Genomic DNA, 20,675 nt, shown 5'->3' with positions numbered 1-20,675 from the left:
TCATTGCTATAATTGATAATCATTATCAATTAATAAGTGGGTTTGTAGTCACAATGCTATGAATTGTACATGATCGGTACTTAGGAAAGGGAGTCTATATGGGAATTCAGAATGACATCAAGCTGTGGGATCAGGTACAGGTTCGCGTGCTTGATGTGCGTCTTATATCACTGGAAACCAACGAGTTCATACGTAATTATGTGTTACCGACCAGTGCATTTGTGTATGTTCAAGGCAGGGGGCAGGTGTGGCTGGATGAAGAGGTATGGACCACAAGCCAGTTCTTGCTGCTGCACGGAGGAAAAGGAAGGCGTCTGACCCTTGAAGCGACCGGGGTGACAGAGGTGCATCTGATTTTATACAAATCCACGCTGCCATCCAACGTGCTGGTGGAGTACCGAATGATGCTGAACCAGCGCAATCCGTTCGAAGAGTCCTGGGCGACAGCCCCGGATCATGCACTTGAGCTGCGCGAGCTTGTTCGGAATATACATGAATGCTGGTCAGAGCAGGAGCAAGTGGGCAAAATTCAGGTCAAAGTGTACTTCTTTCAACTGGTACAGATTGCATTGTTACAGCGGAGTCGCATGCTTAACGAAGTTCAGCAACCTTCGCTTACCGATCAGGTTTTGCGATACATCAAAGCTCATTATAGGGAATCGATCTCGCTTGATTCGCTTGCCCAGTCCTTGAGTTACAGTCCGCAATATGTATCACGCAAATTCAAGGAGCAGACGGGATGTACACCGACAGAATATGTGATTCGGTTACGAATGGGTGAGGCAAGGAGTTTGCTTGCATCCACGGAAGCTTCATTACAGGAGATTGCTGCGTACGTGGGTTATATGGACCCGTTCTATTTCAATCGCATATTTAAAAAAGAGACCGGCATTACACCGGGACAATATCGGTTGAAGCAACAGGAGCATTCGAAATCAGTTTCAAAAAGTGCATTATATGCAACAAATGAATCCATTGTAACAGGCCGGGAGGAACGTTATCCTTTAATTGATGATGATAATCATTATCAATATATTGGAGATGAGGAAATCCATATGTTTAACCATTTCAAATCAGCGATTATGTCGCTTGCGCTTGTACTCACATTGAGTGCTTGTGGAACAGCCCAGCAGGGGGCAGAAACATCCGAGGTCGCGGCTGAACCCGAACAACCGGCAGTAGTAGAAACCAAAATGGTCAAAACGACCTTTGGTGAGGTGGAGATCCCTGCACATCCAGAGCGAGTGGCGGCTATCGATTATCTGGGAACTGTGCTTGCTCTTGGTGTCAAACCGATCGGTGGGGGGCAATTTCTGATGAACAGTCCCTATCTGGAAGGTCACATGGATGGTCTTGCAACGATAGGGGATTCCGTTGAACAATTGATGGAGCTGGAACCGGATCTCATTATTACATTGAATCCCGACAAGGCCGCGTATGAGAAATACAGCAAGATTGCACCAACGGTTTCGATTGCATCAATCACTTTCCCCACACTGAAGGACGAAGTGAACTATTTCGGTGAAGTCCTGGGCAAAGAAGCGGAAGCAGAGAAATGGCTGGCTGATTTCGATGAGGAGATTGCCAAAATCAAGCAGAAGGTTCAGAGCGTTGTCCCAGCTGGCGTTACATTCTCCGTAATGCAGGAATATGATCGCCAAGTTTTCATTTTTGGCAATCAGTCAGGCCGGGGAGGACGTAATATCTATGAATTGCTTGGTTTGCAGGCACCAAAGAACATTCCATCCGAGTTGATGCAGGGCGCTTATCATGAATTTTCGATAGAATTGCTCTCCAAATACGCGGGAGATTACATTGTTCTGACCAGCAATTCTCAACTGAAAGACCTTCAGGCAGATCCAGTCTGGGGTTCATTACCTGCTGTCAAAAATGGAAGAGTGTACATATGGACAGAAGAACAATCCTGGTTCCGTGACCCCATCGCCTTGCTGAAACAGACACAGGATCTGGCTGAATGGATTATTGGACTTCATACACCGTCTAAGTAAGGAACGGTCGTCCTGCCCACAGTTAAAGGCCCGAGTGCAACGCAAATGCACAGCGGGCCTTTTTGTTTTTTGAAACCATGTATTTCTAATTGGTGATGCTTATTGTTTGGAATCATGGAATCTTGAAATCTTGATTTATTGAATTTCCAGGATCTCGATCGCATAACCGTCCAGCTCGAGATGAGGTCCTTTCGGTTTCCCGTCCAGTGCACTGGTATATGAAGCATGGAGTTCAATGGAGGCAGGTTCGGGGCTCAGATTCAGAATAAAACGGAACGTTCCATTCGGACCCGAGCGGGTGGTCACCTGTACGCCATGTGACAAAGTCTGAATTCCGGAAAGGTCACAGCCTTCTGCGATGCTTCGCAATAACTGGCTCAAGTACGCTTCTTCCGGCTGGGTTGCCACATAGTAAACCTCACCTTTACCCCAGTGATTCCGGGTCACAGCGGCACTTTCGGCATAAAATTGATCGGCATACACAGCGACCGGCTGCGCCGTGTCCAGTTCCAGTACATCCACCCATTGAGAAGCAGCATAGAGATGACCTTGGTCGTCACGAATCTGAACGGTATCCCCGCCAACAGGATCATACTCCGTAACCCGCACACCACTACAGTTAGATAACAGACCTGGGAGCGGTGCCATGACACAGACGTTATTGTCGTTCTTGACACCCGTGCGATGGGTTAAGACCAAGATGCCTCCGGCTGCTGCAAAGGATTGCAGACATTCTGCTGTAGTCTCATCCAGCAGGTACAGATGCGGAGCAATGATGATTTTATAGCCATCCAGTGGCTCCGAAGGGTGTATAACATCCGTACTGATGCCCAATTTGGTCAACGCGCGATGCCAGACCTTCATATTTTCGTAGTATTCCAGTCCTTCGGCTTGTGGCTGAATTCGAAGGGCGTTCAATTGATCATGCGAATGCAGAATCGCAACTTCATTATGCAATGTTGAACCCTGTAGTCGCTCACTGAGTCTGTTCACTTCGGTACATAGCTGTTGAAACTCCTTGAAACGTCGCCCCGGAACATTGCTGTGATCAATCAGCCCATGCCAGAACTGCTCCGCTCCCACAGGTGCACTCCGCCAGCGGAAATGCACAACCGCATCGGCTCCACGAGCAATCGTCTGCCAAGCGTAAGCACGCAGGAAGCCGGGCTGCGGTGTACGCCACATCGGAAACCAGCATCCCGGAGGGCCACTCAGCTGCTCCATGATCCAGAAGTTGCGGCGTTTAATGCCGCGTGTCAGATCCAAAGAGAGCGCGCCGCTGTATGGTGCGGTATCTGTTTTGTTCGGTGAAGGGTTCGGATAATAATCAAAAGAAGCGAAGTCCAGCTCCTGACCGATTTTATACTGATCCGCCTTTTGCGGATAACTGTGAAAATTATGGGTTACAAAATGCGCAGGACAATTGCGACGAATAATCTCGACCTGAATATGTTGAAATTCCACAATGGAATCCGATTGAAAACGGGAGTAGTCCAGCAGGAATGAAGGGTTCTGGAACGAGGAGCCTCCATACGGCGGCGTAACCTGTTCCCAATCGCTATATTCACCACTCCAGACGACAGTCCCCCAAGCTTGGTTTAGCTGATCCAGACTGTGGTAGCGAACACGAACCCATTCACGAAAAGCTTCGGCACAAGCGGCGCACTGACAATCCGTGAAGCTGAATTCGTTATCGGTCTGCCAGCCGATGATTGCCGCATGTTCAGCATAGCGCTCAGTCAGTTTTTGCACAATTCTTGCACTGTATGTTCGCATACTGGGACTGTTATAACAGCGATGACCCCGAATGCCTTCGTGATATGGTTGACCATTTGGAAGCAAAGGCAGAACATCAGGACATTTTTCCGTAAGCCAGCGTGGGGGTGTCATGGTTGGTGTACCAATTACAATTTGCAGTCCATGACGATGTAAGGTATCAATCGCTTGATCAAGCCATGCCCATTCAAATTGTCCATCAGTGGGTTCCATTCGGCTCCAGGCGAACTCACCCACACGCACAATGCGCACTCCGCTGTCAGCCATTAAACGGGCATCCTGTTCCCACAGGGAAGGATCCCAATGTTCTGGATAATAATCCACGCCCATTTGCACGGGAAGGTATGTATTCATATCGTTGTTCTCCTTTAGTATAAGCATCATGATCTTGTGAATTTTGCATCAGTCTATTTCATTGTATACTGGATAATAACAAGGGAATATAACAACATGTTGCGACAGGATATCATGATCTTGCTATTTAGTATCTGTATCTCCATATCCTATACGTAACCAGGGGGTTGAACATATGCGAACACATTGGTTTATGCCTGAGCCGGGATTCGCCGGGTACACCTGTTATCCGCTGGCCTATGGAAGATATCTCGATCCAGAGCATGAGGAGCATCGTCCAGACGGGATACGGGAATACAATCTGCATCTGATTTTCAGTGGACAGGGATATGTCAGAACAGAACAGGGAACCGTGCGGTTGGTGGCTGGACAAGGTTTTCTATATGCACCAGGACAAGCTCAACATTATTATGCTGATCCCTCGGATCCTTGGGATGTCAGATGGATTCATCTACAAGCCTATGATCTGGAGCGATTGCTGGACCTCCGCAGTCCAGACAAGGTTTGGCTGTTTTCATTTTCAGGATTCGAACGCTTCGAGGCGCTGCATGAACAATTATGCCAGCTTGGTAGACATTATGAGAGTGTGCATGAACCCAGATTGTCTGCTGTGCTGTATGAGTTACTGGTGGAACTTACAAGAAATTCGGAGTCGCTGGCGGGGACTTCTATACTGAGTCATCAGGATACGATTCGTTCAACGGCCGATTACATCCGTCGTCATTGTACGCAACCGCTCAGTCTTGCCGACATGGCAAATACCGCGGGATACAGTGTGTATTATTTTAATCGCATGTTCAAAAGCATCATGGGGGTTCCCCCGGGCCGATATCTGCTGGATTGCCGTATGCTGGCGGCGAAGAAAAGTCTGGCCGATTCAGATCTGACAGTGAAGCAGATTGCTTCCCAATGCGGATTCACGCACAGCAGTTACTTTATTCGTATGTTTCGTACTTACATTGGAATGACGCCGCAGCAATTCAGGCTGCTCTATAGATCAGGTAGTGGAGAGGCAGACGCTATATCAGCAGAGGACTGAATCCACATTAAACTCAAAAACCGTGCTGCCCAGTATGCTGAGCGGCACGGTTCTCTTATGCTTATGTATGACTGAACAGTAGAGGGGATTAGCTGCCTGACGCAGATGAAATAGCGTTGTGTTTGCCGTATAAGAGTTATTGGTTCTTTTGTTCATTCTGAATTTCTTGCAGATCCGTAAGTTGTAGTGAAAGGTCATTCTCTGGGTTTGCGCTCACAATGACTTCTGACTGAGATTGTTGCTGGCCGGGTTGATTCGACTTGCCGGCAGGTTTGATCACGTAGAGACTCTGAACAGAGTTGAGCAGGCTGGCGGGGGTGTCTTCATACGTTTCTAAGAAAAGTACATAGTCTCTGGCAGGGATCAGCTTGAGGTTGTCATCATTAATAATCTCGGTGTTGCCCAATTGTCCGCCAAGTTGCTTCACTTCAATGTTCTCCCCGGCCTTGTAAATGCCCTTATAGGATTCGGCAATCTGAATGGTATGGATCGTATAGATTTTGTCAAAAGAAGACGGCTCTCCACCCGGATCGGACGCGGGGGTCAACTCGTTTTCATTCACAGCATCGGTAACGTGTACGATATCGTTCATAGCCTCCACACGAGTCTCAATAACACTACCCTTAACAATGGTGTTTGCTCTCTCGGACAGGTCGCCAATGCTGGCATAACTCGGGTAATCTTCAGAAGCAATAATGGTCATGGGTGCATTCGACGAGGAAGCAGTAGGTGTAACAGAAGAACATCCAACAGCAGATAGAATGAAAATGGAAGAGAGAAGCAGTATTAATACTCGATTTTTGTTCATGGACAGGTATCCTCCTTGGATTTTGGGATGAGATCGTAATGGATTAGTACTTGGATCTTACGTTATTGATATCAAAAGTCTGAGGTTTGGTCATGGAATTGCGGTTGCGGGAGTATGACATAATGGAAGGGCTTGTTGTTGTTGGGTTGTCACCGAGCCAGATGGAGTGACCGAGTTCGTGGACGAATACGCTTTGAATGAAGTTGGATAAGTTGGTCGCGTCAGGGGTGATGGTGGATGCATTGAGTTCGATGCGGAAGCTTACGACTTGACTGCCGGATACAGAGGCGTAGTTGACACCATACGCTGTGTTATTGAAGTTTCCTACGGTGATGGTATTAGGGGAATTACTTGTTTTGGTGAATTGAACTTTGGCACCAGCATTGTTCCAGTTCGCGAGGGAAGCGTCCATAGGGGCCTGCCATGCGGAGGTGTAGTTATACGTGCGAATGGGGATGGTGGTGCTAGGATAACCGTAGGTCAGAAAGGTCGCTGCATAGATGGTACTGCCGAACATCGCAATTGCCGAGAACAACATGATGCTCATCAAAAACTTCCTTTTCATACTAAAAACCTCCAATAAATGTATTTTAATCTCTATTATAGTAACAAGGAATAGTTAGATTGAAATGAGTCCGAGGTCATTGTTTTTGTCGTGAAAAACATGAAATAACGCTTGTTCAGACCCTAATGGTGTCAAAATAAGTCATTTTCTGTTCAATATGCATGCATAATTTCCCTGAAGTTACAAACAATACATCCAACTTCTCACAGGGAAAGGTAGTGCTTGAATATGTGCAACCGTTTTTCATTGGCAGCCGATTTGGACGAAGTCAGAGATCATTTCAAGATTCAGCGAGTGATGTATTATTACAAAAACCGATACAATATCAGCCCAACCCAGCATACGCCGATTATTTTACATCAGGATGGCGAGCGTGTATTGGATGAGTTTCGGTGGGGGTTCATACCATTTTGGGGTCGTGATGCCGTTAACGCGAATCTCATGACGGTGCATGAGAATCCTTCCTATTACAAACTGGTAGAGACCAAGCGCTGCGTTATTCCCTGCAATGGACTATATTACTGGCGGCAAGAGGGCAAGAAAAGTTATGCAGTTCGTGTTGTCATGCCAGATCGCGGTCTGTTCGGCATTGCTGGGTTATACGAGGTGTGGAGAGATACACGTAAAGAGCCGCTTCGTACCTGCACGATGCTTATGACAGGCGCGAACATGGTTACACGCGAGTTTGGCAGTAAAATGCCGGCGATCCTCTCCGAAGAAGAGATCAATACTTGGCTTGACCCGGCGAATACACGGGTGACTCAATTGTTACCGCTATTGAAATCGTATAATAGTACAGAGATGAATCTGTATCCAGTCACCCCAATGGTCGCCAACGATGAACACGACTGTTACGAGTGCGTAGAAGAGATGGATCAGAAGCTGGCTTACGTTCGGAGTTTCTGAACATCCATTGGATAGCGTGAAGGACTTGGGATAGAATGAAGAAGATGAAGGGGCCGAGAGTCTGGAGACACTCTGCTCTTTTTTCTTTCTGAAAATGAAAAGTTGCAATTGCAGTCAAACGTAACTATAATCATTACAGTAAGTGAACGCATATATTCATATATCTATTAAAAGAGATATTTATAATCAGGAGGGAACCACGAATGAATCCAAAGTTTAACCAGATGTTTGAACAAGTTTCACTGCCGACTGGTATTACACTGAAAAACCGTATCGTGCTCGCTCCCATGACTCATATGTCCTCGAATGCGGATGGTACCATATCCGACGCTGAACTCGCCTATTATGCACGACGCACCGGTGGGGCTGGCATGTCGATTACGGCTGTAGGGCATGTAACCGAGTATGGCATTGGTTTCCCCGCTCAATTTGGTGTCTATGATGATCGCTTCATTCCTGGTCTGAAAAAATTGGCTGAAACCATGAAACAACAGGGCTCCGTTGCCGTATTGCAAATTTTCCATGCGGGCCGTCTGACGCCTGAACAAGCTGTACCTGCGGGTCAAGTAGTTGCTCCTAGTGCGGTTGCGAGTGAGCGTCCAGGTTCGCCTGAACCAAGAGAATTGACGGATGCCGAGATTACTTCCATTATCAAAGACTTTGGTGAAGCGACACGTCGTGCAATTGAAGCCGGATTTGATGGTGTTGAGATTCACGGTGCGAACGGTTATCTGATCCAGCAATTTTTCTCCCCGCATTCCAACCGACGTGAAGACCGCTTTGGCGGAAGTGTGGAGAAACGTCTTACTTTCCCGCTTGCTGTCGTGGATGAGATTCAAAAAGTAGTTGCCGAACATACCAAACTGCCGTTCATCATTGGTTACCGTTTCTCCCCGGAAGAACCGGAAACACCGGGACTTACAATGGAAGATACGTATGCACTGGTGGATGCATTAAAAGATAAAAATCTCGACTACCTGCACGTTTCCCTGAACGAATTCTGGTCCAAGCCAAGACGCGGCGAAGCCGATACACGTTCAAGAATGGAATTCATCCTGGATCGAGTGAACGGCAAATTGCCTGTGATTGGCGTAGGTGCGATTCATACGGCTGATGAGGCCGCTGAGGCCCTTCAAACGGGAGTACCTTTGCTTGCCATTGGACGTGAACTGATTATTGAACCGGATTGGGTCGAGAAAATCGAGAGCGGACGTGAAGAAGATATTGCAACGATTCTGACGAAATCGGATCAGGAACGTCTGGTTATCCCTGACGGGTTGTGGAATGCAATCATCCACACACCGGGTTGGTTCCCTATGGCAGAAGATAAATAATATACACTTCAGAACTAAAATGGAGGGGGCGAAAGCTCCCTCCTTTTGCACATGATCCAAATTCTCCTTGTCATCGCACTGTGGTATGATGGATGAACAGGATCAACTGGATAATCAACGGTTTGGAGTGAAGAAATATGCTCGTAGCTGAACGGTATGAGAAAATAGTGGAATGGGTGGATACGCAAGGCAGCATGCGTGTAACCGAACTTAGTGAGCGCTGCGGGGTGACAGAAGAGACGATACGTCGTGATCTGGACAAGCTCGAACAGGCGGGCAGGCTCAGAAGATCCCATGGCGGGGCGGTCAGCGTAAAATACAAGGAAGAGTTACAGTCGGAGATTCCGTACCCGGAACGGGCTGTAGCCCATGCAGAAGAGAAGCGCAGAATTGCAAGCGAAGCGGTGAACATGGTGGAATCCGGCGACCGGATCGCCCTGGATGCAAGTACAACGGCTTGGTACATGGCGGCAGGATTGCCGAATATTACACTGACGGTATTAACTAATTCGATTAAAGTGGCCGCAGAGCTGAGTAACAAGGAGCAGATTCGTGTGATTGCCACAGGTGGGCAGTTGGCTTCGAAGTCACTGTCTTTTGTAGGACCGCTGGCGGAACGTTCGCTTGATGCGTATCATGTCGATAAAGTGTTTTTGTCTTGTAAAGGGGTGCATCTGACTAAAGGCATCAGTGAATCGAATGAATTACAGGCCTTGGTGAAGCAGAAAATGATCCAGATTGCGGATGAAGTCATATTACTTGCCGATTCCAGCAAATTTAATATACAGGCATTTACCAGAGTCGCTGAGATAAGCAGTGTGGCGAAAGTGATTACAGATCAGGGTGTAGATGAAGAGCAAGTTAACGCATTAATCGAGCAAAATATTACGTGTATACGTGTGTAAATCAGAAAGGAATGAAGTGTCATGAAACATCCTTTTCATCTGAAAGCGGTATGGAATGGTGGACGTAACAGTGAGGGAACAATCGATGCGGGTGGATTAAAAACGGTCATATCGATTCCGCAGGAGATGGGCGGACCCGGTACGGGAACCAACCCGGATGAGATGCTGCTGGGTGCAGCCTCCACCTGTTATCTGATCACACTGGCTGCAATGCTAGAGCGTTCGGATATTACGCCGGATGAATTGACGCTTGAATCGGAAGCAACGGTAGATGTTACGAATAACGTATTTACGTACGAACGGATCGTACATAGACCCCGGATTGTACTCAGCCAGGATGCTTCAGAGGCGGATATAACCAAGGCTGAGCGCTTAGCGCACAAGGCTGAATCATCCTGCATGATCTCCCGAGCGGTGGCAGGTAATGTCCAGATGGAGACACAACCGGTCATTATTACAACAGGAGCTAAGGCGGTGTGATATACTGAAGAATAGACGATTCAAGTTGTCATTTGTGTAAAATAAGGAGTCATTCGGTATGAACACACAGAAGCGCAAGACTAACCGCTGGGTACGTTTAACACGTGCTATGAAGCTGAATTTTCTCAAATTGTTACGTGCTCCCGGAGGTGCGCATAAAGTATCCACCGGATTTGCCATAGGGTTCGGATTGGAATTGATCGTGATCTCGACCGCTTCCCTGATCTATCTCATATTTTATCCCATTGTACGACTGTCTGGCGGTTCGATGCCCGCAGCGATTGTTGGTAATGTGATTGGTAAACTTACGTTTTTACCTATTATACTGATGCCGCTCGCCAAACAGATTGGTTCATGGATTTTGCCTGCTCACAGCATGGGACAGGGACTGGTGCATGAGAGTGCATTCATGGAGCTGTTTCGTGGAAACTGGTCGGCCGTGAGCGAATTGTTGCTTGGTGGGCTGGATATTCTGGCAGGTATGTCCGTGTTCGGTGTCATTTTGGGTGTAATTTCGTACTTTGTCGTGAAATTTTTCTATGTCAGAGCGCTCAACCGGCGTTATGAACGCCGGCTGGAGAAACGCCGACAAGCGGATATCGCTTCGGTATCCCCTCCGGTGTTAATCAGGAAGCCATCACAATCATAATGGGCAGCATGAACATGGATGCAGCAGTAGTCCACAGAATACAGCGAGATACAAACTGCGGGGAAGCATTGAACTGTTCAGCCAAAATAACAGCGTTCACTGCGGTGGGCATGGATGCGAGAATCAGCAGCACACTGAATAACGTACCTTCGACCTGAAGTGCGGTCAGAATCAGCCAGGAGAGAATCGGCGCAGCTGCGAGACGCACCACAAGTCCGGTCCAGAAGGCTCGGCGTACATTGGGCAACCAAGGTACCGTTGCTCCTTTGGGTCTGAGCATCTGTGCCCCAAGAATGGCGAGAACGACAGGAGAATAGCCCGCAGCCAGCATGGCAATCCCTCCATCCAGTGCTTCAGGCAGGCTCAGATTGGACGCACGCAGCGCAATGGCGATGCCAGCAGCATAGATGGAAGGCATGCGGAAAACGGACAGGATCGCATTTTTTACCGTGAATTCGGATCTCGCGGCAAAAAAGATACCTACCGTATTCACAATGATCATCTGTCCAATAACGTAGACGGAAGCCTTGTCCAGTCCGAGCTGACCAAAGGCCAGCAGTACCAGCGGGAGCCCGTAATTCACGCAGTTCGTAAATGTGGAGACAAGGGTGAGACCCGCTTTTTCGCTTGCACCCAGACGGAAAATCCGGCTTAACAGCTCGGCGAGTGCCCACAGGGCAATCAGATTGATGAAGGAGAACCAGAATGTGCTGGTTACGTCCGTCCAGGTGATCTCTGCATGCAGCAATGTATTGAAGATGAGCGCAGGGCTCAAAATATAAAGGGAAAAGGTCGAGAGCGACCGGGTATCCCAATTCTTGAAGCATTTTAACAGAATACCTCCGATCACGGGAAGTGATATCGGCAAGAATACATGGTATAACGTGAGTATGAATGAGTGAAGCAATGCAGTTCAGTCCCTTCCGGATGAAAAACCTATTTTATCATAGCAGAAGATGAACCTCATATACATGGATTTCAGGATGATCATGTTGTAGTAATCGCCTTGCTTAACTGAGGATTTCCCTGATGCGTAGCGTCAGCGGATTGCTATTTTGATATGGCAGATTTATTATAGAAGAGGTGCAACAAGATTACATACACATAGAGGAGGAAACTGTAATGAGCGAATCAAAACGCTTGCTCGTACTTGCTGGCTCTTATGCCGAAACGGAAAATGAGGGCATTTATGCATATGAATTGAATGAGGATACAGGCAGCTTGTCCAAGCTTGACGGCATCGCGGGCGTGAAAAACCCAACGTTTGTCAACGTGGATGCTGAAGGTAACAAACTGTATGCGATTGGTGAAACAGCGTCAGCTGAAGGCAATAAAATGTCTGAAGCTGTAGCTCTGAGCATTGATCCTTCCACAGGAAAATTAACGTTGCTGAACCGGAATGACTCCATTTCAGCTCCACCATGCCATATCCAGCGTGATCCTTCCGGCAAATACTTGATCCTCTCCAGTTACCACGGTGGTCTGGTAGGTTTGCAAGCCTTGACGGATAACGGTGAAGTTGGAGCGCTTCTGGACGAGAAGAAACATGAAGGCCAAGGTGCGCATCCTGAACGTCAGGACAAGCCCCATGTGCATTCCGCTTTCTTCAGCCCGGATGGCAAATACATGATGGTACAGGATCTCGGTGCGGACAAAATCGCGATCTATTCCATTGATGCAGACAAGAATGAACTTGTGCTGCACAGTGAAACCAAAACGCATGCGGGTGCAGGCCCACGTCACTTGGCATTCCATCCGAATGGTCAATTCGCTTATGTGATCAACGAAGTGGATTCTTCGATTACTTCGTTCCAATACGATGCAGCAGCAGGTACATTGACAGAGGTTTCTACTGTATCCACACTGCCTGATGGATATGATGGCAAAGAGAATACAACAGCGGAAATCGCGGTTTCCAATGATGGACGTTATGTATATGGTTCTAACCGTGGACATGACAGCATCGTTGTATTTGCAGTAGATGCAGACAAAGGTCACCTGACACTGGTTGAGCATGTATCTGCTGAAGGGGAGCACCCGCGTCACTTTGCTCTGACACCTAACGGCAAACTGCTGATCGCCGCTAACCGCGATACGAACAACATCGTGTCATTCACGGTGGATCAGGAGAGCGGACGCCTGAAATACACAGGTCACAGCACAGGTGTATCCAAGCCGGTATGTGTGAAGCCTGTATATCTGTAAAATGATACATTTCTAATACCGGCCTTGGCTGGATTGAAATGATAAGGGCCCTGCCATGTGGTGGGGTCTTTTATATTGACATCCAACGTGATAATTAGGTTGCTGTTCTGCTGTAAACAGTGCTGTGAACGGACCTGAACATAGGATTAATCACGTTTTATATTTCATTTAACAACGAATAATTATCAATAGTATCGCCCAAGTAACTACCCCACTTCAAAGTGCGTACTTCCTGAATGGATAGTCAGGGTCTACAATGAGTGAGTAGCCAAAACAAACACTGCATGCATCTCTACAGACAAATTGGTGCAAGCTAAATATCTAATTATTATTTTTACAGGAACGGCCCATATTTGAACAAAAAAGGAGAAATAAAAGATGAAATTGCAATTGGCACTCGACTTGGTAAACATCCCTGAAGGTATCGCACTGGTTAAAGAGGTTGAACAATATATTGATATCGTTGAGATTGGTACACCAATCGTTATTAATGAAGGTTTGCACGCGGTAAAAGCGATGAAAGAAGCATTCCCTAATCTGCAAGTTCTTGCAGACCTTAAAATCATGGACGCTGGTGGTTATGAAATCATGAAAGCTGCTGAGGCTGGTGCGGATCTGATCACTGTGCTTGGGGCAACCAACGATAGCACGATCAAAGGTGCAGTAGCAGAAGCGAAGAAACAAAACAAACAAGTTCTTGTAGACATGATCAACGTGCCTAATCTTGAACAACGTGCTCGTGAAATTGATGCGCTTGGCGTAGATTACATCTGTGTACACACAGGTTATGACTTGCAAGCTGAAGGACAAAGCCCGTTCGAAGATCTGCAAACGATCAAAGCTGCTGTGAAAAACGCTAAAACGGCTGTCGCTGGTGGAATCAAGCTGGAAACATTGCCAGAAGTAATCAAAGCACAACCGGACCTGGTTATTGTAGGTGGCGGTATCACAGGACAAGCAGACAAAGCAGCAGTTGCAGCTGAAATGCAACGTCTTGTTAAACAAGGGTAAGCAGATGAGCAAAACACAGTACGCAGCTGACATCTTGAAGGAGCTGGAACGTACCCTGAGCCAGATCGATGATGCAGAGATGCAAGCAATGGCTAAACACATTCTGGCTGCAGAACAGATTTTTGTGGCTGGAGCAGGCCGGTCAGGTCTGATGGGAAAGGCTTTTGCCATGAGATTGATGCAGATGGGGCTTCGTGTATTTGTGGTGGGCGAGACCGTTACACCCGGGATTAGCTCGAAAGACTTCCTCTTGCTGTGCTCTGGCTCAGGAGAGACAGGCAGTCTGGTAGCTATGGCTAAGAAGGCTAGTCAAGCAGGAGCACCTGTCGGCCTGATTACGATCAAGCCAGAGTCCACGATCGGTCAATTGGCAACTACGATAGTGCGCCTCCCGGCTTCAGCCAAAGAGGACACAGCGACTTCCGGAGCGGAAGTCACCATCCAGCCAATGGGCTCGCTGTTTGAACAGGGACTGTTAATCGGCATGGATGCTCTCATCCTTACGATGATGGAAATGAAGGGCATGACCGGAGCGGATATGTTTGGCCGCCACGCAAACCTGGAATAGGGAATAGATGAAAGACCGGAATCCTTTGATTATGAAGGGTTCTGGTCTTTTGTGCGATGTACAGTCTTTCAGGTGAATAGATTTTATTCGTGTTTCTGATTTCAGTTAAACTTTGCATCCCGTTCAGGCTGTAGTAGAATTAATAGATAGCTGTATCGAATGAACGTACTTATTACATCATGCATGGAGCGGAAAGCTTACCTGATGTGAAGTATTCCCGTGATATGCGTAATATACGCGATATAAGATTGAAGATGAGGGGGCTCGGAGCCATGGCAGCCGAAGTCAAAGAACGGATTAATCTGAAAGAAATCAACTGTGAGAAGGAATTGACCCTTGCGGTGATCGGTGGCAAATGGAAACTGATCATTTTGTGGCATTTGGGTCTGGAAGGCACCAAACGTTTCAGTGAGCTGAAACGCTTAATCCCTCATATTACCCAGAAAATGCTGACCAACCAGTTGCGTGAGCTCGAGGAAGACAAGCTGATTGAGCGTAAGGTTTATGCAGAAGTCCCTCCTCGGGTGGAATATACGTTGACAGATCACGGTCAGAGCCTGATGCCTGTGCTGCATGCAATGTATAACTGGGGTAAAAATTACGGTGAAAATGTAATCTGGAAAGAAATCTAAATAAGTAAGTTCTTAATGAACCGCCGGGTAAATGGATACTTCCATAACCAGCGGTTTTTTAGTTACTTTCAAATTTGGTCACATGATCAATAGTTTACTCCAAACGCAGTGGGCAGAAATAGACTTAAGAAGCGAAGCTAAAAGCTTTCTGAAAGAAAGCTACATCGCAAGCATATACTGGCTTTTATCCTAGATACCCCTTTTATATAGATGGAACTACACATTCACATGAGAACGTAGAGGACAGAAAGAACCTGAAGAAGCGGAGCGTTCGCCTTTATCACTGGATTTTCACCTTTGAAAAAGGGAATCAAAAAAATCTGGGGATAACAGCGATCGGAAGGTTGTTCTGTCATCGGAGTGGTAAGTGTGAATATTCTTTAGTCCAATCTGTATTCCCCTGAACCAAAAGTCTCATTATTTGCAGATGTCATGTATACATAAACCGAATATGATACGATGAGAGATATTGGAAAATGCAAGGAGGATGACAACTAAAGATGGAAAAAATACGTACACGTGCTGAGGTAGAACAGGAAACCACTTGGGAATTAAGAGACTTGTTTGTAACTGATGTAGAGTGGGAGCAGGAGCTTCGATCACTTCCTGAGGCTGCTGCCCAGATTGAAATGTTTAAAGGACGTCTGGGCGAAGGCGCTGAACAATTGCTGGCTTGTCTGGATGCTCGTGAAGCTTTGCAGGAGCGAATCGGCAAGACGGCTTCTTATGCCCGCTTGAAGCAGTCAGAGGACAGCACCAATCCGGTAAACATAGAGAATTCAGCTAAAGCAGGAGATATCCTATCGAATCTGTCGTCATCCTTGTCTTTTGTTAATTCGGAGATCGTTGAACTTCCGGATGGAACGGTAGAGCGTTATATCCAAGAACTTCCGGGATTGGAGCCATATGCGCGCAGTTTGGAGCGTTTGATTCGGGAAAAAGCACATCGGCTTACGCCAGAGACCGAGAAGGTACTCGCTTCACTCGGAGAGGTACTGGATTCGCCATACCGTATCTATCTGCGCGGTAAACTGGCAGACATGACGTTTGACGATGCTCTCGATGGAGAGGACAATAATCGTCCACTGTCCTGGTCTTTCTATGAAAATAATTATGAGATGTCGTCCGATACCAAGCTGCGCCGTTCTGCTTATGCTGCATTCAGCTCGACATTAAATGATTACAAAAATACGTTCGCAGAAGGTTATGCAACCGAAGTGAAGAAACAAGTTGTGTTATCCAGGCTGCGGGGTTATGACGATGTTACAGATATGCTTCTTAGCCCACAGCAAGTGAGCAAAGAGATGTACAATAATATTCTGGATATTATCCAGCAGGAACTCGCACCACATATGCGCAGACTGGCGGCTCTCAAGAAACGTGAGCTGGGTCTGGACAAGCTGATGTTCTGTGATCTGAAGGCCCCGCTTGATCCTGAATTTAGCCCTGCCATTACATATGATGAGGCGTGCACACTCATTCAAGAAGCGCTTGATGTGCTTGGGCCGGAGTATGGCGAGATCGTAGAGCGCGCATTTCGCGATCGCTGGGTGGATTACGCAGATAATGCAGGCAAATCCACAGGGGCATTTTGCTCTTCTATATATGGTTCGCACTCCTATATCTTAATTTCTTGGGCGAACAATATGCGCGGAGCATTTACACTTGCCCATGAAGTGGGACATGCAGGCCACTTCATGCTTGCGGGACGTTACCAACGGCTCACGAATACAAGGCCATCACTGTATTTCATCGAGGCACCATCGACCATGAATGAAATGCTGCTGGCAGATCATCTATTAAAACGTTCCGATAATCCGAGAATGCGTCGTTGGGTCATTTTGCAACTGTTGAATACGTATTACCATAACTTCGTTACACATCTGCTGGAAGGTGAATTGCAGCGCAGGGTATATGCACGCGCAACCAATGATGAGCCGATTACGGCGAAGACGTTAAGTCAGCTCAAAGGAGACATCCTTTCCGAATTCTGGGGACCTGATCTGGTAATTGATGAAGGGGCCAAGCTCACGTGGATGAGACAACCTCATTATTATATGGGTCTATATCCATATACCTATGCGGCAGGTTTGACCGCTTCCACAGCGGCAGCACAACAGATTAGGGAAGAAGGGCAGCCTGCGGTAGATCGCTGGCTCGAAGCACTCAAAGCCGGTGGAAGTCTCACTCCGCAGGAGTTAATGAAGCTTGCAGGTGTCGATATGTCCGGACCCGAGCCGATTCGTTCTGCGGTTGCTTATGTCGGCAGTCTGGTCGACGAACTTGAACGTCTGTATTCCTGATCTGGTTCATATAGTATACGGACAAGGCAGAACGGGTTGTCTGCATGCACCGCCCTCCTTGCGTGGGGGCGGTGCATCTTATTTTGCAAGGGGAAAGGAACGATGATGAATGGCGTTAACGAGCGTGTCCTCATCGATGGGCCGATTAAGCGTGGACGGCTTTGGTGTGTTTGACGACATGAGTGGAGTACCGGGTTTTGAAGGCAATCAGGGTGGTTTCTTTTCGGGATTGAATGAGTTTGGTACCATGGGTGCGTTTGTTTCCATTTTTATTGGTGCCGTATTTCTTATTGTTGCGGGTGTGATTGTATATGCCATCATCTCAGGGGTACGCACATGGTCATCGAATAATGCTGCAACATTGTTAACCTTGCATTCAACAGTGGTGGCCAAACGAACGGAAGTATCAGGTGGTAGCGGAGATAGCAGTGCGACGACCCGGTATTATGTTACATTTGAATTCGACAATGGGGAGCGCATTGAACTGATTGTTGGTGGAAACCATTATGGCATGCTGGCTGAATATGATCGAGGGATGCTGACGTATCAGGGGACACGATTCAAGCATTTTGAGAGAGATGTGCAGCCCCAGTCGGGCGTTAACAAAGGCCAGTTTTATACGTGAAAATAGAAATGCGGCTCCTCCTACTTGGGAGAGAGTCGTTTTTGGTATGCCCAAAAGAAAGAAAAATCGAAGGGTATTCAAACGCTTACAATGGTGATATACTCGTAAAATAAAGTAAAACAGTATTAAACAAAAACAAACAAACAATAAATACAGAATAAAGTACAGAGTGCGAACTAAATCAAGAGATATCGTGTGGAAAATAGAATTGGCTCGAAAGGTTGGTGAAGCGCAGTGAGTGTTTTGGCTTATGATTTGGGCGCTGGCAGCGGGAGAGCGCTATTGGGACATCTGAATGATCATGGGATCGAAACAAGCGAAATTCATCGGTTCAAGAATGAACCCGTGAAGGTTGGCGAGCGGATGCACTGGGATATTCTGCGATTGCATCATGAATTGTTGCAAGGGCTTACACTTGTGAAACAGCAGGGAGAAAAGCCGGAGAGCCTGGGGATCGATTCCTGGGGCGTTGATTTTGGTTTGCTTGGCAGTCATGGTGAGCTACTGGGTAACCCGTATCATTACCGTGATACACAGTTTAACGGCATGATGGATCAGGTACGCCAAGAGTTGAGCTCTCAGCGAATCTTTGAACGTACAGGGATTCAGTTTCTTAGCTTTAATACCCTGTATCAGTTGGCAACCCTTCAACGTAGCGGTTCTCCGCTTCTTCATGAAGCAGAGCGGTTTCTCATGATTCCGGATTTGCTTCGATACTTTCTGACGGGAGAAGCCGTGAATGAGTTCACCAATGCTACGACAACACAATTGTATAATCCCTCACAGGGTCAATGGGACGGTGAGTTGCTGAAGCATATTCGCATTTCGGAGAAACTCTTCGGTGAAGCGGTGATGCCAGGCACCCGTGTTGGACAGTTGCGCAGCAGCATCTGTAACGACCTTGGTCTTTCTTCTATCCCTGTGATCGCCGTTGCGGAGCATGATACGGGTTCAGCCGTTGTGGCTGTTCCTGCAACGGAACGTTCATTTGCTTACCTGAGCTGTGGAACCTGGTCCCTGATGGGTACCGAGATAGATCATCCTGCGATTAGTACCGAGAGTCTGGCATTGAACTTCACGAATGAAGGCGGGACGGGCGGAACATTCCGTCTGCTCAAGAACATTATGGGTCTGTGGATTTTGCAGGAAAGCATGCGGGAGTGGGAGCGTCAGGGGCAGGAAATTAGCTACAGTGCGTTATTGGCAAAGGCGGAGCAGGCACCTCCATTTGCCAGTTTATTTGATCCGGATGATGAACTGTTCATGCCAGCAGGAGATATGACAACCCGAATACGCCAGTATTGCCGTGATACAGGACAAGTGATACCAGAGGATCAGGGGGCTATTGCCCGGGCAATTCTGGAGAGTCTTGCATTGAAGTATAGAAGAGTTCTGGGATGGACGGAACAATTATCGGGACAGTCGTTCAACGGATTGCATATGGTCGGTGGAGGTATCCAAAACCGCCTGTTATGTCAGTGGACTGCGAATTCCATTGGCAAGCCGGTATGGGCGGGTCCGGCAGAGGGAAGTGCTATCGGGAATATGGTTGTGCAATGGATGGCGAGCGGAGCGTTTAAGGATATCTGGGAAGCTCGCAAGGCCATTCGTGATTCATTTCCTGTAATTGCGTATGAGCCGCAGGACGGATCAATCTGGGAAGAGGCTTACGGCAGATTTTTGCGTGTGACGGCTTCATCCACTTCACAAGCGGGGAGTGAGATGTAAACATGTTGGCAGCCGAGCGGTATGACCGGATTGTGGAGATGGTGAATGTCAAGGGCAGTATGCGTGTATCCGAGCTTAGTGAACGCTGCCGGGTGACGGAGGAAACCATCCGGCGAGATCTGGATCGTTTGGAACAGGCAGGACGACTGCGTCGCTCTCACGGTGGTGCCGTGAGTGTGAAGGAAGATCAGCCCGAGATCCCTTATCGGATCAGGGAGACAACCCATGCGGAAGAGAAAAAACGGATTGCACAAGCGGCTCTGGCGATGATTAATCCGGGTGATCGCATTCTGTTGGATGCCAGTACAACGGCAGGTTATATGGCAGCAAACATGCCTGATTTTCCGCTGACCGTCTTGACTAATTCCATTCAGGTAGCGACTGAACTTAGCAGTCGTGACAAGGTTGAGGTCATCTCAACGGGAGGCCAGTTGGCATCTCGCTCGTTGTCTTTTGTAGGGCCACTCGCGGAGCGTTCTCTGGAGACGTATCATGTGGACAAATTGTTTTTGTCCTGCAAAGGCGTACATCTTGAAGGTGGCGGAATCAGTGAATCCAATGAACTTCAGGCAAGGCTGAAGCAAAAGATGGTTGGCATATCCGATCAGGTCATCTTACTTGCCGATGCCAGTAAATTTGGTGTCCGTGCTTTTGCTCGGGTATCCGGATTAGATGCAGTCCATACGATCGTTACCGATCAGCCATTGGAGGCTGAACAGACAGAACGTTTGAGCGGATACGATATCGAGATTATTACGGTTTAAGCTTTGAATTTATT

19 protein-coding genes are annotated in these 20,675 nt (G+C 47.5%); 15 read left to right on the top strand and 4 right to left on the bottom strand.

What is annotated here, in order from left to right:
• Positions 1 to 98 precede the first annotated feature (98 nt).
• A complete protein-coding gene (locus ACX9NY_RS11240) occupies positions 99 to 2,009 on the top strand; it encodes an AraC family transcriptional regulator (RefSeq protein WP_472478606.1) in 1,911 nt (636 codons plus the stop codon).
• 135 nt (positions 2,010 to 2,144) lie between these two features.
• Here the strand turns inward: ACX9NY_RS11240 and ACX9NY_RS11235 are convergent, their stop codons facing one another.
• On the bottom strand, positions 2,145 to 4,139 hold the full coding sequence (locus tag ACX9NY_RS11235) for a beta-galactosidase (RefSeq protein WP_472478605.1): 1,995 nt from the start codon (positions 4,137 to 4,139) through the stop codon (positions 2,145 to 2,147).
• Between the two features lie 175 nt (positions 4,140 to 4,314).
• On the opposite strand from ACX9NY_RS11235, the gene ACX9NY_RS11230 reads away from it, so the two are divergent.
• The gene (locus tag ACX9NY_RS11230) at positions 4,315 to 5,178 is read left to right on the top strand and encodes a helix-turn-helix transcriptional regulator (protein WP_472478604.1); all 864 of its coding nucleotides are present in this window, start codon (positions 4,315 to 4,317) and stop codon (positions 5,176 to 5,178) included.
• Positions 5,179 to 5,314: 136 nt separating this feature from the next.
• On the opposite strand, the gene ACX9NY_RS11225 is transcribed toward ACX9NY_RS11230, so the two are convergent.
• Both ACX9NY_RS11225 and ACX9NY_RS11220 read right to left on the bottom strand, forming a co-directional pair.
• Positions 5,315 to 5,986 carry a hypothetical protein gene (locus ACX9NY_RS11225; protein WP_472478603.1) on the bottom strand — a complete coding sequence of 224 codons (672 nt, stop codon included), beginning with the start codon at positions 5,984 to 5,986 and terminating at the stop codon, positions 5,315 to 5,317.
• Positions 5,987 to 6,029: 43 nt separating this feature from the next.
• Positions 6,030 to 6,551, bottom strand: coding sequence for a zinc metalloprotease (locus ACX9NY_RS11220; protein ID WP_339241939.1), 522 nt, complete (start codon positions 6,549 to 6,551; stop codon positions 6,030 to 6,032).
• A gap of 228 nt (positions 6,552 to 6,779) precedes the next feature.
• Here ACX9NY_RS11220 and ACX9NY_RS11215 point away from each other — a divergent pair, with 228 nt between their 5' ends.
• The 5 genes from ACX9NY_RS11215 to ACX9NY_RS11195 all read left to right on the top strand — a co-directional run bounded on the left by ACX9NY_RS11215 (position 6,780) and on the right by ACX9NY_RS11195 (position 10,825).
• Entirely contained in the window at positions 6,780 to 7,457 is a 678-nt protein-coding gene (locus tag ACX9NY_RS11215; protein WP_091016984.1) for an SOS response-associated peptidase, read from the top strand.
• A 203-nt stretch (positions 7,458 to 7,660) separates the two neighbouring features.
• On the top strand, positions 7,661 to 8,791 hold the full coding sequence (locus tag ACX9NY_RS11210) for an NADH-dependent flavin oxidoreductase (RefSeq protein ID WP_339241941.1): 1,131 nt from the start codon (positions 7,661 to 7,663) through the stop codon (positions 8,789 to 8,791).
• A gap of 137 nt (positions 8,792 to 8,928) precedes the next feature.
• Positions 8,929 to 9,696, top strand: a complete 768-nt coding sequence (locus ACX9NY_RS11205; RefSeq protein ID WP_472478602.1) for a DeoR/GlpR family DNA-binding transcription regulator — start codon at positions 8,929 to 8,931, stop codon at positions 9,694 to 9,696.
• Between the two features lie 21 nt (positions 9,697 to 9,717).
• Positions 9,718 to 10,176 (top strand): OsmC family protein, encoded by a 459-nt coding sequence (locus ACX9NY_RS11200; RefSeq protein WP_339241944.1) that lies wholly within the window; start codon positions 9,718 to 9,720, stop codon positions 10,174 to 10,176.
• Between the two features lie 58 nt (positions 10,177 to 10,234).
• Entirely contained in the window at positions 10,235 to 10,825 is a 591-nt protein-coding gene (locus tag ACX9NY_RS11195; protein ID WP_339241946.1) for a DUF2062 domain-containing protein, read from the top strand.
• On the opposite strand, the gene ACX9NY_RS11190 is transcribed toward ACX9NY_RS11195, so the two are convergent.
• Entirely contained in the window at positions 10,803 to 11,732 is a 930-nt protein-coding gene (locus ACX9NY_RS11190) for an AEC family transporter (RefSeq protein ID WP_472478601.1), read from the bottom strand. The two genes, ACX9NY_RS11195 and ACX9NY_RS11190, sit on opposite strands and share 23 nt — an antisense overlap.
• 215 nt (positions 11,733 to 11,947) lie before the next feature.
• On the opposite strand from ACX9NY_RS11190, the gene ACX9NY_RS11185 reads away from it, so the two are divergent.
• The 8 genes from ACX9NY_RS11185 (at position 11,948) to ACX9NY_RS11150 (ending at position 20,661) form a co-directional block, all read left to right on the top strand.
• Positions 11,948 to 13,030 (top strand): lactonase family protein, encoded by a 1,083-nt coding sequence (locus tag ACX9NY_RS11185; RefSeq protein ID WP_472478600.1) that lies wholly within the window; start codon positions 11,948 to 11,950, stop codon positions 13,028 to 13,030.
• A 378-nt stretch (positions 13,031 to 13,408) separates the two neighbouring features.
• On the top strand, positions 13,409 to 14,041 hold the full coding sequence (gene hxlA, locus ACX9NY_RS11180; RefSeq protein WP_036670570.1) for a 3-hexulose-6-phosphate synthase: 633 nt from the start codon (positions 13,409 to 13,411) through the stop codon (positions 14,039 to 14,041).
• 4 nt (positions 14,042 to 14,045) lie between these two features.
• The gene (gene hxlB / locus ACX9NY_RS11175; protein WP_472478599.1) at positions 14,046 to 14,609 is read left to right on the top strand and encodes a 6-phospho-3-hexuloisomerase; all 564 of its coding nucleotides are present in this window, start codon (positions 14,046 to 14,048) and stop codon (positions 14,607 to 14,609) included.
• A gap of 272 nt (positions 14,610 to 14,881) precedes the next feature.
• On the top strand, positions 14,882 to 15,241 hold the full coding sequence (locus tag ACX9NY_RS11170; RefSeq protein ID WP_472478598.1) for a winged helix-turn-helix transcriptional regulator: 360 nt from the start codon (positions 14,882 to 14,884) through the stop codon (positions 15,239 to 15,241).
• 500 nt (positions 15,242 to 15,741) lie between these two features.
• Positions 15,742 to 17,544, top strand: a complete 1,803-nt coding sequence (gene pepF, locus ACX9NY_RS11165) for an oligoendopeptidase F (protein WP_472478597.1) — start codon at positions 15,742 to 15,744, stop codon at positions 17,542 to 17,544.
• Positions 17,545 to 17,653: 109 nt separating this feature from the next.
• Entirely contained in the window at positions 17,654 to 18,169 is a 516-nt protein-coding gene (locus ACX9NY_RS11160) for a DUF2500 domain-containing protein (RefSeq protein WP_472478596.1), read from the top strand.
• A 234-nt stretch (positions 18,170 to 18,403) separates the two neighbouring features.
• On the top strand, positions 18,404 to 19,897 hold the full coding sequence (locus ACX9NY_RS11155; protein WP_472478595.1) for a rhamnulokinase: 1,494 nt from the start codon (positions 18,404 to 18,406) through the stop codon (positions 19,895 to 19,897).
• Between the two features lie 2 nt (positions 19,898 to 19,899).
• Positions 19,900 to 20,661, top strand: coding sequence for a DeoR/GlpR family DNA-binding transcription regulator (locus ACX9NY_RS11150; protein WP_342572707.1), 762 nt, complete (start codon positions 19,900 to 19,902; stop codon positions 20,659 to 20,661).
• Positions 20,662 to 20,675: the final 14 nt, after the last annotated feature.

Source organism: Paenibacillus sp. CB74, assembly GCF_055687625.1.
The sequence above is the reverse complement of the archived record's forward strand: the minus strand, read 5'-3'. Positions and strand labels throughout refer to the sequence as shown.

What these genes read in the sequence shown, in the direction of transcription:
- hxlB (WP_472478599.1), top strand. Translation starts at nt 14,046, where the DNA reads ATGAGCAAAACACAGTACGCAGCTGACATCTTGAAGGAGCTGGAACGT.
- ACX9NY_RS11150 (WP_342572707.1), top strand. Translation starts at nt 19,900, where the DNA reads ATGTTGGCAGCCGAGCGGTATGACCGGATTGTGGAGATGGTGAATGTC.
- hxlA (WP_036670570.1), top strand. Translation starts at nt 13,409, where the DNA reads ATGAAATTGCAATTGGCACTCGACTTGGTAAACATCCCTGAAGGTATC.
- pepF (WP_472478597.1), top strand. Translation starts at nt 15,742, where the DNA reads ATGGAAAAAATACGTACACGTGCTGAGGTAGAACAGGAAACCACTTGG.
- ACX9NY_RS11160 (WP_472478596.1), top strand. Translation starts at nt 17,654, where the DNA reads ATGGCGTTAACGAGCGTGTCCTCATCGATGGGCCGATTAAGCGTGGAC.
- ACX9NY_RS11220 (WP_339241939.1), bottom strand. Translation starts at nt 6,551, where the DNA reads ATGAAAAGGAAGTTTTTGATGAGCATCATGTTGTTCTCGGCAATTGCG.
- ACX9NY_RS11230 (WP_472478604.1), top strand. Translation starts at nt 4,315, where the DNA reads ATGCGAACACATTGGTTTATGCCTGAGCCGGGATTCGCCGGGTACACC.
- ACX9NY_RS11215 (WP_091016984.1), top strand. Translation starts at nt 6,780, where the DNA reads ATGTGCAACCGTTTTTCATTGGCAGCCGATTTGGACGAAGTCAGAGAT.
- ACX9NY_RS11205 (WP_472478602.1), top strand. Translation starts at nt 8,929, where the DNA reads ATGCTCGTAGCTGAACGGTATGAGAAAATAGTGGAATGGGTGGATACG.
- ACX9NY_RS11240 (WP_472478606.1), top strand. Translation starts at nt 99, where the DNA reads ATGGGAATTCAGAATGACATCAAGCTGTGGGATCAGGTACAGGTTCGC.
- ACX9NY_RS11170 (WP_472478598.1), top strand. Translation starts at nt 14,882, where the DNA reads ATGGCAGCCGAAGTCAAAGAACGGATTAATCTGAAAGAAATCAACTGT.
- ACX9NY_RS11195 (WP_339241946.1), top strand. Translation starts at nt 10,235, where the DNA reads ATGAACACACAGAAGCGCAAGACTAACCGCTGGGTACGTTTAACACGT.
- ACX9NY_RS11200 (WP_339241944.1), top strand. Translation starts at nt 9,718, where the DNA reads ATGAAACATCCTTTTCATCTGAAAGCGGTATGGAATGGTGGACGTAAC.
- ACX9NY_RS11235 (WP_472478605.1), bottom strand. Translation starts at nt 4,139, where the DNA reads ATGAATACATACCTTCCCGTGCAAATGGGCGTGGATTATTATCCAGAA.
- ACX9NY_RS11210 (WP_339241941.1), top strand. Translation starts at nt 7,661, where the DNA reads ATGAATCCAAAGTTTAACCAGATGTTTGAACAAGTTTCACTGCCGACT.
- ACX9NY_RS11225 (WP_472478603.1), bottom strand. Translation starts at nt 5,986, where the DNA reads ATGAACAAAAATCGAGTATTAATACTGCTTCTCTCTTCCATTTTCATT.
- ACX9NY_RS11185 (WP_472478600.1), top strand. Translation starts at nt 11,948, where the DNA reads ATGAGCGAATCAAAACGCTTGCTCGTACTTGCTGGCTCTTATGCCGAA.